The organism is Pseudomonas sp. SWRI179 (genome assembly GCF_014268705.1).
GTDB classification, from domain to species: Bacteria; Pseudomonadota; Gammaproteobacteria; order Pseudomonadales; family Pseudomonadaceae; genus Aquipseudomonas; species Aquipseudomonas zanjanensis.
In genome coordinates this window covers 48,221-60,494 of the sequence record NZ_JABWRA010000004.1, presented here as the reverse complement: position 1 = coordinate 60,494, position 12,274 = coordinate 48,221, and the positions used below count along the sequence as shown (strand labels likewise).

The window sequence follows — 12,274 nt, the reverse complement described above, 5'->3', positions numbered from 1 at the left end:
ATGAACCAGGACAATCTGATCGAAGTACGCGACCTGGCGGTGGAATTCGTTGTCGGCGAACGCCGCCAGCGCGTGGTCGAAGGCGTGAGTTTCGATATCAAGCGCGGCGAAACCCTGGCCCTGGTGGGTGAAAGCGGCTCGGGCAAGTCGGTCACCGCCCACTCGATCCTGCGCTTGCTGCCCTACCCCCTGGCCCATCACCCCACCGGGACCATCCAGTACGCCGGCCAGGATTTACTGGGGCTGAAGGAAAAAACCATTCGCCATATCCGCGGCAACCGGATCGCGATGATCTTCCAGGAGCCGATGACCTCCCTCAACCCGCTGCACTCCATCGAAAAACAGATCAATGAAGTGCTCGGCATCCACAAGGGCCTGAGCGGCAAGGTCGCAACCCGCCGAACCCTTGAGCTGCTGGAGCTGGTCGGCATTCCCGAGCCCCACAAGCGCCTCAAGGCCCTGCCCCACGAGTTGTCCGGCGGCCAGCGCCAGCGGGTGATGATCGCCATGGCCCTGGCCAACGAGCCGGAACTGCTGATCGCCGACGAGCCGACCACCGCCCTGGATGTCACCGTCCAGCTGAAAATCCTCCAATTGCTCAAGGATTTGCAGGCGCGATTGGGCATGTCTCTGCTGTTGATCAGCCACGATTTGAACCTTGTGCGAAGAATTGCGCATCGCGTATGTGTCATGCAGCGCGGTTGCATCGTCGAACAGGCATCGTGTGAAGAGTTGTTCCGCGCGCCGCAGCATCCGTACACTCGGGAACTGCTGGGCGCTGAACCCAGCGGCACCCCGGCGAACAATGTCGTCGGCCCGCCGCTGTTGCAGGTAGAGGACCTGAAAGTCTGGTTCCCGATCAAGAAAGGCCTGTTCAAACGCACGGTGGACTACATCAAGGCCGTGGACGGAATTCGCTTCAGCCTGCCCCAGGGCCAGACCCTGGGCATCGTCGGCGAAAGCGGCTCCGGCAAGTCCACCCTGGGGCTGGCAATCCTGCGGTTGATCGGCAGCCAGGGCGGGATCCGCTTCGAAGGCAAGTCGTTGGACAGCCTGACGCAGCAGCAAGTCCGGCCGCTGCGCCGGGAGATGCAGGTGGTGTTTCAGGACCCCTTCGGTAGCCTGAGCCCACGGATGTGCGTCAGCCAGATCGTCGGCGAAGGCCTGCGGATCCACAAGATCGGCACCGAAGCCGAACAGGAACAAGCGATAATCGCGGCATTGAAGGAGGTAGGCCTGGACCCGGAAACCCGGAACCGCTACCCCCATGAATTTTCCGGAGGGCAACGGCAGCGTATCGCCATTGCCCGGGCCCTGGTGCTCAAGCCGGCGTTGATTCTGCTGGATGAACCCACGTCGGCGCTGGACCGTACCGTGCAACGCCAAGTGGTGGAGCTGTTGCGGTCGTTGCAAACCAAGTACAACCTGACGTACCTGTTTATCAGCCATGACCTGGCTGTCGTCAAAGCGCTGAGCCACCAGCTGATGGTGGTCAAGCATGGCCAAGTGGTCGAACAAGGTGATGCCCGCAGCATATTCGCCGCGCCGCAGCACCCCTATACACAGCAGTTGCTGGAGGCCGCCTTCCTGGCCCCAACAACTGCCGAATAACCTGAAAAGAGGAGCAACACATGGGTTTTCTCGCCGGTAAGCGCGTACTGATCGTCGGTGTCGCCAGCAAGCTGTCCATCGCATCCGGCATCGCCGCCGCCATGCATCGCGAGGGCGCTGAGCTTGCCTTCACTTATCAGAACGACAAACTCAAGGGTCGTGTCGAAGAGTTCGCACAAGGCTGGGGCTCGAGCCCTGAGCTGTGCTTCCCGTGCGACGTGGCCAGCGATGAAGAAATCGCCAAGGTCTTCCAAGAGCTGAGCAAGAAGTGGGACGGCCTGGACTGCATCGTGCACTCCGTGGGCTTCGCACCGGGCGACCAACTGGACGGCGACTTCACCGAAGCCACCACCCGTGAAGGTTTCCGCATCGCCCACGACATCAGCGCCTACAGCTTCGTGGCCCTGGCCAAGGCCGGTCGCGAAATGATGAAAGGCCGCAACGGCAGCCTGCTGACCCTGTCGTACCTGGGCGCCGAGCGCACCATGCCGAACTACAACGTCATGGGCATGGCCAAGGCTTCCCTGGAAGCCGGCGTCCGCTACCTGGCCGGCTCCCTGGGCCCGGACGGCACCCGCGTCAACTGCGTATCGGCAGGCCCGATCCGCACCCTCGCCGCTTCCGGCATCAAGAACTTCCGCAAGATGCTGGCCGCCAACGAAGCGCAAACCCCGCTGCGTCGCAACGTCACCATCGAAGAAGTCGGCAACGCCGGCGCCTTCCTGTGCTCGGACCTGGCGTCGGGCATCAGCGGCGAAATCATGTACGTGGACGGCGGCTTCAACACCACCGCCATGGGTAATATCGAAGAGTAATCTTCACGCGCATCACGCTTAACAAAACGCCGCTTGCCCCGGAAAGGGCAAGCGGCGTTTTTTGTTGTCGATTGCCTGATTGCACCGCCATTCCCTGTGGGAGCGAGCTTGCTCGCGATGGCGGTATGTCGGTGATATGGCCCTGTGGCGAGGGAGCTTGCTCCCGCTCGGCTGCGAAGCAGTCGTGAACCGGCGGGTGCGGTGTGTCTGACGCTCCGCATTCGGCAGGTTTTGGGGCCGCTTCGCGCCCCAGCGGGAGCAAGCTCCCTCGCCACGGATTGTCGACGACCTTAAGTGAACAGCGTTACCTGTGGGAGCGGGCTTGCTCGCGAAAGCGGTGGGTCAGCTTGCATTGATATTGAATGTACCGACGCCTTCGCGAGCAAGCCCGCTCCCACAGGGATTAGCCTGTGTTAACTGCGTAGCACCTGCTTCTGCGCATACATCGCTGCATCGGCGTCAGCCAGCAGGTTGTCGATCGACCGATGGCGCTGGGCGTCGTACTCGATCTGGCCGACGCTGAAACGAATGTCATAGCCGCGCTGCAACATCGCATTGCGTTCATCAAGGATTTCCTGGAGCCGCGCCATGATCGTCGTTGTCTCGACATGGGAAGAACCCGTGAGCAGCGCCACGAATTCATCACCGCCCAGACGACCGATCACATCACTTTCGCGAAAGGCGATGCGCAGCACGTCGGCGAAGGTTTTCAGCGCGTTGTCACCCTCGGCGTGCCCATAGCGATCATTGATCGGCTTGAAGTCATTGAGATCGAAGAACAGCAGCGTCGCCGGTCGCGACAAGCGATCACACACACTCAACGCATGCTGGGCCAGCGTCCTGAAGCCGCGCCGATTGGACAACAGCGTCAGCTCGTCCATGCTCGCCATCTGCACCGCGACCATTTCCTGCTCGGCCATGCGCGCCAGGTCGCGCAGCAGTTCGCGTTCCTCGTCATTGAGACGGCGCGGCTTGGTGTCGAGCAGGCACAACGTGCCCAGCTTACTGCCATCCTCCAACCCCAGCGGATGCCCTGCGTAGAAGCGAATCCCAGGCGTGTCCGTGACCAGCGGGTTGTCGTGGAAGCGCTCGTCCTGTTCCGCATCGCAGATCTCCAGGATCTGATCCTGCAAAATCGCATGCGCGCAAAACGAAACTTCCCGCGAGGTTTCGCTGGCCTCCAGGCCAGCGCTGGACTTGAACCACTGCCGGTTGGCGTCCACCAGCGACACCAGGGCGATGGGCACGTCAAACAGGCGTCGGGCAAGGCGGGTCAGGCGATCAAAGCGCTCTTCGGGTGCGGTATCGAGCAGTTTGAGCGAGTGCAGATTCTTGAGGCGAACGGCTTCGTTGTCCGGTTTACCTGGCGCAAGCATCGGAAACTCCATTGGCGGGATTGCTTGGAGTCTAGTCCAGGACCATGGCCCTTGAAGCCGAACAGCCAAATCCAACGGGCATTTGCCGACCAGGGCTAATACACTGCCACTCAGGTTCACGACGAGGATGCTGACCGATGAAGCACGCCAACCCTGACGCCGCCCCACGCTTCTGGCGCGACGCGGCCCTGCCCTTCATCGAAGCCCGGGCCATCGACGATGGGCGCAAGGTCTGCTATTCGCGTCACTCCCATGATCACTTCTCCATCGGCGCGATCACCGCCGGGCGCAGTACCTATATCCACGAACGCTCGAGTTTCCAGGTGGGAAGCGGCACGGTGGTGCTGATGAACCCCGGCGACGTCCATGCCTGCAACCCGATCGACGATCAGCCCTGGTCCTACGTGATGTTGTACGTCGACACCCAGTGGCTCAGGGATCTGCAGCGCCGTATCGGCTTTGACGAAAACCTCGATTTCCAAGGGTTCGCCACTACCCACAGCCGCGACGCGGAGCTGTTTGCCGCGTTGGGCCGGTTGTATGGGCAATTGGTGGACGAGCAACTCGACACGGCCGGCAAGCACGCCGCCGCCGAGGCTTTTTTCATGGACCTGCAACAACGGCTCAACCCTGCCGGCCGTCCGGACCGGGGCAGTCATCCAGGGCTGATGCGTGCGGCGCAATTTATCCATGACCATTGCAGCGAAGCCTTGAAGCTCGAAGACATCTGCACCGCCGCGCAGCTGTCGCCGTCCTACCTGAGCCGAGCCTTCAAGCGCCATTACGGGATGACGCCCCACGCCTTCCTGGTCAACCGGCGGATCCAGTTTGCCCGGCGCCAATTGCGCGAAGGCAAGCTGATCGCCGACGTGGCGCTGGACTGTGGGTTTGCCGACCAGGCGCATTTCCAGCGCGCCTTCAAGCAACACCTGGCGGCGACGCCCGGGCAATATCGCGGCTGATACCGCAGCCCGGAAATGGGGTGAGTCCCCCTGTGGCCAGAGATTGCTCCCGCTGGGCTACGCAGTAGCCCTCGATTCTGGGCGACTGCTGCGCAGTCGAGCGGGAGCAAGCTCCCTCGCCACAACAGCGTTCCCACCTCTAAAGCGCGGATTGCAGCCACAACAGCACTTGCTTCTTAAAAACCAGGGTTGCCGCCCACTTCAGCTCACGGCAACAACAGATACACCGCACTCACCACCAACAACACCGCCATGGCCCGGTTGAACAGGCGCATGGTCGCCGGATTCCCCAGCCATGAGCGCAGGAAACTCCCGGCGTAGGCCCAGCAGCCCACCGAGAGGTAGCAGATCACCAGGTAGATCGCCGCAAACTGCCACACCAGCCGCACCTCGCCATCGGCGACGAACGCGCCCATTCCCGCCACACAGGCCAGCCAGGCCTTGGGGTTGAGCCATTGCATCAGCGCGCCGTAGAGCATCGACGGCGCACGCCCCTCGTCCCGCCCTCCCAGCTCGCCATTGTCCATCGCCAGTTTCCAGGCCATGAACAGCAGGAAGGCCACACCCGCCAGTTGCACCACGCGCGTAAGCCCCGGCCAACGCTGCAACATTTCATGCAACCCCAACCCCATCAAGACCAACAGCAGGACAAACCCGAGGGTAGCGCCGGCCACATGCCGCAACGTGGCCCGAAACCCGTAGCGGGCCCCGGAGCTGAGGGCGACGATATTGACCGGGCCCGGGGTAATGGAAGCCACCAGCGCAAAGGTCGCCATGGAAAATATCAAGCTCATCACATATCTTCTTCAGTTCAGGAACGAGTCCCAAAGGTAAAGGAGCCCGCTTCGGGGGTATTGAAGAAAACTGCCTTGTCATCGAGCGTCACCGTCTATTTTTTACGCAAACTTTACGCGGTAGCCGATTAACCAAATCGATACTGTGCGGCTCAATGGATCAGGCGTTTCTCATGTCGATTGCGGTTCTGCGTCTCATCGGTTTCATCCTCGGGATTTTCCTGATTACCCTGGCGATCAGCATGGCGATCCCGCTGTTCACGCTGATGTTTTACGAGCGCAACGATGACTTGTCGGCGTTTCTTTGGTCGAGCCTGATTACCTTCGTGTGTGGTATCGCCCTGGTCGCCCGTGGACGACCGGAACATGTCCACATGCGCCCCAGGGAAATGTACCTGTTGACCACCGCCAGCTGGGTGGTGGTCTGCGCCTTCGCCGCCCTGCCGATGGTATTCATCCAGCACATCAGTTACACCGATGCATTTTTCGAGACGATGTCGGGCATCACGACCACCGGCTCGACCATCCTCACCGGGCTGGATACGGCATCCCCCGGCCTGTTGATCTGGCGCTCAATGCTGCATTGGCTCGGCGGCATCGGCTTTATCGGCATGGCCGTGGCAATCCTGCCGCTGCTGCGGGTCGGCGGCATGCGGCTGTTCCAGACCGAATCGTCGGACTGGTCGGAGAAAGTCACGCCGCGCTCTCACGTCGCGGCCAACTACATCCTTTGGATCTATGTCGCGCTGACCGCCTTCGCGACCTTGGCGCTGTGGCTGGCCGGCATGACCCCCTTCGAGGCGATCAACCATGCGATGTCCTTGATCTCCACTGGCGGCTTCTCTACGTCCGACGCTTCCCTGGCGCACTGGACGCAACCGGCCATTCACTGGGTATCAGTCGTTGTCATGATGGCGGGATCGCTGCCCTTTACGTTGTATGTCGCGACACTGCGGGGCAACAGGCGCGCATTGCTCAAGGATCAACAGGTTCGGGGCTTCATTGGATTTTTGGTTGTTACCTGGCTCATGGTCGGTACCTGGCTGAGCCTGAACAGTGATCATGGTTGGTGGGACGCGGTTCGCATCGTGGCCGTCAATGTCACCTCTGTCGTCACGACCACGGGCGTGGCGTTGGGTGACTACACGCTGTGGGGCAGTTTCGCCCTGTTGCTGTTCTTCTACCTGACGTTCGTGGGAGGCTGTTCGGGATCCACGTCTGGGGGCCTGAAAATTTTTCGCTTTCAAGTCGCCAAGGTTCTGCTGATGGGCAGCTTGAAGCAACTGATCCACCCCCGGGCGGTGATTCAGAAGAAATACAACAACCATCCCATCGACGAGGAAATCGTTCGCTCACTGCTGACCTTTTCGTTTTTCTTCGCAATCACGATCGGCGCCATTGCCCTGGGCCTGGCACTGATCGGGCTGGATTGGACCACCGCCCTGACCGGCGCCGCGACCGCGGTGTGCAACGTAGGCCCGGGCTTGGGCAACATCATCGGGCCAGCCGGCAACTTCTCGACCCTGCCGGATGCAGCAAAATGGCTGTTGACCATCGGCATGCTGCTGGGGCGATTGGAGATCCTGACGGTGCTGGTGTTGTTCACCCCGGTGTTCTGGAAATATTGAACGCGATGGTCATGCGTAACTGACAGACGAAAAAAAGCCGCGACACCTTGCAGGCATCGCGGCTTGTTTGGGCGATCAGCGATCGTTCTTGATCGAAGAGCTGGTCGCGTTGGTCAGGCCCTTGGTGTTGTGGGTGCCTGGCGTGGCGGTGGAAATCGCCGACGCCTTGGTCAGGCCGCGCGTATCACGGTCCTTGGCGATGGTCGACGTCAACGAAGCCTTGCTGGTACGGTCGGTGCGGGTGGCACCGGTGTGCTTGCCGCTCACGCCATGGTCCCGGGTGCGGGTACGAGTGCCGGTGTGGTCGCTGGCCAATCCTTTGCCAAGGCCGCGGGCGTCGCCCGACTTGTCATGGCCCTGGCCACCGCCAATGCCAGCACCGTGGCCGCCGCCATTACCACCACCGTTTCCTCCGCCGTGACCGCCACCACCGCCATTGCCGCCACCGCCGCCACCGCCATTGCCACCGCCATTGCCCGCGGCATAACTCGAACCGATCGGCGACAGGTCGGCCGGCAACAAGGCCGAGGCACCGAACGCCAAGGCACAGACAGCAACGGCAATCAGGGATTTCTTATGTTTGGACATGATGTCTCCGAAAGACAAAAACAGCGGGTGAACCTTTAAGACTCGAAGGTTCAATTTTTGTTCGCGACCACCCGACAAACAACCGGAAAATTCACTGTCGATTTTTCGGTGGAGTCCTCCCGGGTGCGGTTCTATGCTCTGCTCCATGAACCTACACGACTCGCTGCTCCCGCCCCATGCCGAGATGGTCCGCGCCATGCTCGAACGAGACACCGCCTACGAGGGGGTGTTCTTCACTGCGGTCAAGACCACCGGCATCTTCTGTCGCCCCAGTTGCACCGCGCGCAAGCCGAAACCGGAGAACGTGGAGTTCTTCGCCCACGCCGACGAAGCGATGTCGGCCGGCTACCGCGCCTGCCTGCGCTGCAAGCCGCTGGACGCTGCGGCCATTGCGCCGGACTGGATCCAAGCCCTGCTCAAGGCGGTGGACGCCGAACCCGACCTGCGCTGGACCGACGCCTTGCTGCTGGAACAAGGCATCGAACCGCTGAAATTGCGCCGCTGGTTCAAACAACATTTCGGCATGACTTTTCACGCCTACCTGCGCACCCGTCGCCTGGGCATTGCCTTGGGCGGTATCAAGGACGGCACTTCCATCGACAATGCAGCGTTCGATTCCGGCTATGAATCGTTGAGCGGGTTTCGCGACGCCTTCGTCAAATCCTTCCACATCACGCCGGGCCGCGCGGCCCTCAGCGAACCCTTGTTGTTCACCCGCCTGACCACGCCATTGGGGCCGATGCTGGCCATGGCCGAACGACGCGGCCTGGTGCTGCTGGAATTCCTCGACCGTCCGGCCCTAACCAAGGAACTGGAAGAACTGCAGCAACGCTACGGCTGCACGGTCGTGCCAGGGCACAACACTCACCTGCAACAGATCGAAACCGAACTGGCCGAGTATTTCGCCGGCAAGCTCACGACGTTCACCGTCCCGCTGCACATGCCCGGCAGTGCATTCGCCATACGAGTCTGGGCTGAACTGCAAAAAATTCCCTACGGCGAAACCCGCAGCTACGGCGGCATCGCCACGGCCCTGGGCAGCCCGGGTGCCAGCCGCGCCGTGGGCTTGGCCAACGGGCAGAATCGCCTGGCCATCGTCATTCCCTGCCACCGGGTGATCGGTGCGGATGGCTCGTTGACCGGCTATGGTGGCGGCCAGCCGCGCAAGGCGTTTCTGTTGCGGCTGGAAAAAGCCGCGGTGCAGGTTTCGCTGCCCCTGGCGTTTTGAGCGCCCCGGAGAATGAATACCTGATGCCCGTGCCCTACCACGACGCCAGCGCCTTCCTGGCCAATCTCGACGAAGACTGGCGACGGCACGTCGAGACGATCGGTCCTTGCCTGCTGCAACCCAAGCCGGCCCGGGATCCCTATGAAGCCTTGGTCCGGGCGATTGCCTACCAGCAACTGCACGCCAAGGCAGGCGATGCGATCCTGGGTCGACTGCTGGCGTTGTTCCCGGCGCAGACCTTCCCCTCCCCCACGCAGATCCTGGCGACAGACGTTGCGCAACTGCGCAGTTGTGGGTTTTCCGCCAGCAAGATCGCAACCATCCAGGGTATCGCCCAAGCAGCCCTGGATGGGGTGGTACCGGATTACGCCACGGCGCGGGCAATGGAAGACGAAGGGTTGATCGAGCGCCTGGTCAGCCTGCGTGGCGTCGGGCGCTGGACCGTGGAAATGCTGCTGATCTACAGCCTGGAGCGGCCCGACATCCTGCCGGCCGATGACTTTGGCGTGCGCGAGGGGTATCGACGGCTCAAGGGGTTGGCGCAACAGCCCAGCCGCAAGCAGATGATCGAGATAGGCCTGGCCTGGCGCCCTTACCGGACGGCGGCCGCGTGGTATTTGTGGCGGGTGCCAAAGTGATGTTGGCTGTACCGACGCCTTCGCGAGCAAGCCCGCTCCCACATTGACCGAGAGCGGACAAAAATCTATGACCGACACAGATCCCCTGTGGGAGCGGGCTTGCTCGCGAAGGCGGTCGCATGGCCCCCTCAATTCAACTGTCAAGACACAAACCGTCTAGGCTGTACTGAGCCATTTCCAATCCACTGGAGGTTCCCATGCAGCTAGAAGGATCCTGCCACTGCGGCGCCGTGTCGTTCAGCCTCGCCTGTGCCCACCCCTATCCTTATCAACGTTGCTACTGCTCGATCTGCCGCAAGACCCAGGGCGGCGGCGGTTATGCGATCAACCTGGGGGGCGAAGCCCAAAGCCTGAAGGTGCATGGTCGCAAGCACATCTCGATCTACCATGCGCGGCTAAAGGACGACGGCGATAAGCGCGCCCACCGCAGCAGTGCCGAGCGGCATTTCTGTTCCCTGTGTGGATCGGGGCTGTGGCTGTTCAGCCCCGAATGGCCGGAGCTGGTGCACCCGTTCGCTTCAGCCATCGACACGCCGCTGCCGGTACCGCCGGAGCATACCCACTTGATGCTCGGGTCCAGGGCTCCGTGGGTAGAGGTCGAGGCGCATAAGGGCGACCAGCAGTTCGAGGTCTACCCCGAAGAGTCGATTGCCCAATGGCATGAACGCCTGGGTTTGACTGGTTGAGAGGCAGCGCTGCAGAAAGCCTCATCGTCGGAACGCCGCCCGGAGCAAGCTCGCTCCCACTGGATTTGGGAAACCCACCCCCTGTGGGAGCGGGCTTGCTCGCGATGGCGGTGGGTCAGCCAGCATTCATTCAACTGACCTGACGCATTCGCGAGCAAGCCCGCTCCCACACTGTTCTGTGGCGTTGCAAATATATTGGTGCCTTACCCAAATTTCCCTGTGGGAGCGAGCTTGCTCCGGGCGGCGTTCCGACGATGGCGTCAGGACAAACAGCCCTATGCCGCAGGCACACCACTGTGGAAGCGAAATTCCACATCCGGCGATTCGATCAGTTCCCGCTCGGCCTCACGGACCTTGTCGATCACCTGGGCAATGTCCTTGGCATCGCCATACTGGTAAGCCAGTTTCAGGTATCCCTGGAAATGCCGCGCTTCGCTTTTCAGCAAACCGAAGTAGAACTTGCCCAACTCCTCGTCCAGGTGCGGCACCAGGGCCTCGAAACGCTCGCAACTGCGGGCTTCGATGAAGGCGCCGACGACGAGGGTGTCTACCAGCTTGACCGGCTCGTGGCTGCGTACCACCTTGCGCAGCCCCGAGGCATAACGGCCGGCGGAGAGCTGGCGCAAGCCGATCTTGCGCTTTTTCATCAGGCGCATGACTTGCTCGTGGTGCACCAGCTCTTCCCGGGCCAGGCGCGACATCAGGTTGATCAGGTCGACGTGGGAATGGTATTTGGCGATCAGGCTCAGGGCGGTGCTGGCCGCCTTGAATTCGCAGTTCTTGTGGTCGATCAGCAACGTTTCCTGGTCGGCCAGCGCGGCCTGGACCCAGGCATCGGGAGTGCGGCAACCAAGGAATTCGTGGATTTCGGGAAGATTCATGGGGCTCACGGGCAAAGGTAGTCGAGCGAAGGGCGCCGATTATACCGGCCTGCCCCCAGACCACCAGCCACCGCCGTTGATATGCATCAAGTCGACGTCACACCCACAACCACTAGACTGCCCCACAACAACTAGACTGCCCCACAAGAACTATAGTTGAGCAACGCCAGCCTTTTCATTTCAGGAGAACGCCGATCATGCAAGCCATTCGCAGCATCCTGGTGGTCATCGAACCCGAACATGCGGAAAGCCTGGCGCTCAAACGCGCCAAACTGATCGCCGGGGTGACTCAGGCCCACCTGCACTTGTTGGTGTGCGACAGAAAACATGACCATGCCGGCCTGCTCGGCGTGCTCAAGAGCGCATTGCTGGCCGACGGCTACAGCGTCACCACCGAGCAAGCCTGGAACGAAAGCCTCTACGAAACCATTATCGACGTGCAACAGGCTGAAGGTTGCGGGTTGGTGATCAAACAGCATTTCCCCGACAGCCCATTGAAAAAGGCCCTGCTGACCCCGGCGGACTGGAAACTGCTACGCCATTGCCCAACCCCGGTGCTGCTGGTGAAAACCGCCGGTTCCTGGAAAGACAAGGTGATCCTCGCCGCCGTCGATGTTGGCAATGCCGACGGCGAGCATCGCCACCTGCATTCCACCATCATCGACCATGGCTACGACATCGCCCTCCTCGCCAAGGCGCACCTGCATGTGATCAGCGCCCACCCCTCGCCAATGCTCTCGTCCGCCGACCCGACGTTCCAGCTCAAGGAAACCATCGAGGCCCGCTACCGCGAGCAATGCCGGGCGTTCCAGGCCGAATTCGACATCGACGACCAGCATCTGCACATCGAAGAAGGCCCGGCGGACGTCTTGATTCCATACATGGCGCGCAAGCTGCAGGCGGCGGTGACGGTCATTGGCACCGTGGCCCGCTCGGGGTTGTCCGGGGTGCTGATCGGCAACACCGCCGAGGCTGTGCTTGACACGCTGGAAAGCGATGTGCTGGTGCTCAAGCCCCAGGAGGTGGAGGATCATCTGGTGGAGTTGGCGGTCAAGGAATGAGATGAA

At 61.5% G+C, this 12,274-nt stretch carries 12 protein-coding genes; 8 read left to right on the top strand and 4 right to left on the bottom strand.

What is annotated here, in order from left to right; translation table 11 throughout:
- Together HU767_RS03475 and fabI are read left to right on the top strand one after the other, a co-directional pair.
- Positions 1-1,611 (top strand): ABC transporter ATP-binding protein, encoded by a 1,611-nt coding sequence (locus HU767_RS03475; RefSeq protein WP_186704860.1) that lies wholly within the window; start codon positions 1-3, stop codon positions 1,609-1,611.
- Positions 1,612-1,631: 20 nt separating this feature from the next.
- Positions 1,632-2,426 (top strand): enoyl-ACP reductase FabI, encoded by a 795-nt coding sequence (gene fabI, locus HU767_RS03470; protein ID WP_186704859.1) that lies wholly within the window; start codon positions 1,632-1,634, stop codon positions 2,424-2,426.
- A gap of 413 nt (positions 2,427-2,839) precedes the next feature.
- Here fabI and HU767_RS03465 read toward each other — a convergent pair whose 3' ends face one another.
- A complete protein-coding gene (locus HU767_RS03465; RefSeq protein WP_186728526.1) occupies positions 2,840-3,802 on the bottom strand; it encodes a sensor domain-containing diguanylate cyclase in 963 nt (320 codons plus the stop codon).
- Positions 3,803-3,939: 137 nt separating this feature from the next.
- Between HU767_RS03465 and HU767_RS03460 the strand changes: the two genes are divergently transcribed.
- A complete protein-coding gene (locus HU767_RS03460; protein ID WP_186728525.1) occupies positions 3,940-4,764 on the top strand; it encodes an AraC family transcriptional regulator in 825 nt (274 codons plus the stop codon).
- A gap of 206 nt (positions 4,765-4,970) precedes the next feature.
- Here HU767_RS03460 and HU767_RS03455 read toward each other — a convergent pair whose 3' ends face one another.
- Positions 4,971-5,558 (bottom strand): LysE family translocator, encoded by a 588-nt coding sequence (locus HU767_RS03455; protein WP_186704856.1) that lies wholly within the window; start codon positions 5,556-5,558, stop codon positions 4,971-4,973.
- 173 nt (positions 5,559-5,731) lie between these two features.
- Between HU767_RS03455 and HU767_RS03450 the strand changes: the two genes are divergently transcribed.
- Positions 5,732-7,186, top strand: coding sequence for a TrkH family potassium uptake protein (locus HU767_RS03450; RefSeq protein ID WP_186704855.1), 1,455 nt, complete (start codon positions 5,732-5,734; stop codon positions 7,184-7,186).
- Positions 7,187-7,261: 75 nt separating this feature from the next.
- Here HU767_RS03450 and HU767_RS03445 read toward each other — a convergent pair whose 3' ends face one another.
- Positions 7,262-7,774 carry a hypothetical protein gene (locus HU767_RS03445; RefSeq protein WP_186728589.1) on the bottom strand — a complete coding sequence of 171 codons (513 nt, stop codon included), beginning with the start codon at positions 7,772-7,774 and terminating at the stop codon, positions 7,262-7,264.
- 145 nt (positions 7,775-7,919) lie between these two features.
- Between HU767_RS03445 and HU767_RS03440 the strand changes: the two genes are divergently transcribed.
- The 3 genes from HU767_RS03440 to HU767_RS03430 all read left to right on the top strand — a co-directional run bounded on the left by HU767_RS03440 (position 7,920) and on the right by HU767_RS03430 (position 10,326).
- On the top strand, positions 7,920-9,002 hold the full coding sequence (locus tag HU767_RS03440) for a trifunctional transcriptional activator/DNA repair protein Ada/methylated-DNA--[protein]-cysteine S-methyltransferase (protein WP_186728524.1): 1,083 nt from the start codon (positions 7,920-7,922) through the stop codon (positions 9,000-9,002).
- A 23-nt stretch (positions 9,003-9,025) separates the two neighbouring features.
- Positions 9,026-9,640: a DNA-3-methyladenine glycosylase gene (locus HU767_RS03435; RefSeq protein WP_186728523.1), complete on the top strand. Its 615-nt coding sequence runs from the start codon at positions 9,026-9,028 to the stop codon at positions 9,638-9,640.
- A 197-nt stretch (positions 9,641-9,837) separates the two neighbouring features.
- A complete protein-coding gene (locus tag HU767_RS03430; RefSeq protein ID WP_186704852.1) occupies positions 9,838-10,326 on the top strand; it encodes a GFA family protein in 489 nt (162 codons plus the stop codon).
- A 275-nt stretch (positions 10,327-10,601) separates the two neighbouring features.
- Here the strand turns inward: HU767_RS03430 and miaE are convergent, their stop codons facing one another.
- Entirely contained in the window at positions 10,602-11,207 is a 606-nt protein-coding gene (gene miaE / locus HU767_RS03425) for a tRNA isopentenyl-2-thiomethyl-A-37 hydroxylase MiaE (RefSeq protein WP_186704851.1), read from the bottom strand.
- 197 nt (positions 11,208-11,404) lie between these two features.
- Between miaE and HU767_RS03420 the strand changes: the two genes are divergently transcribed.
- Positions 11,405-12,268, top strand: a complete 864-nt coding sequence (locus tag HU767_RS03420) for a universal stress protein (protein WP_186728522.1) — start codon at positions 11,405-11,407, stop codon at positions 12,266-12,268.
- The last annotated feature ends 6 nt before the right edge of the window (positions 12,269-12,274 follow it).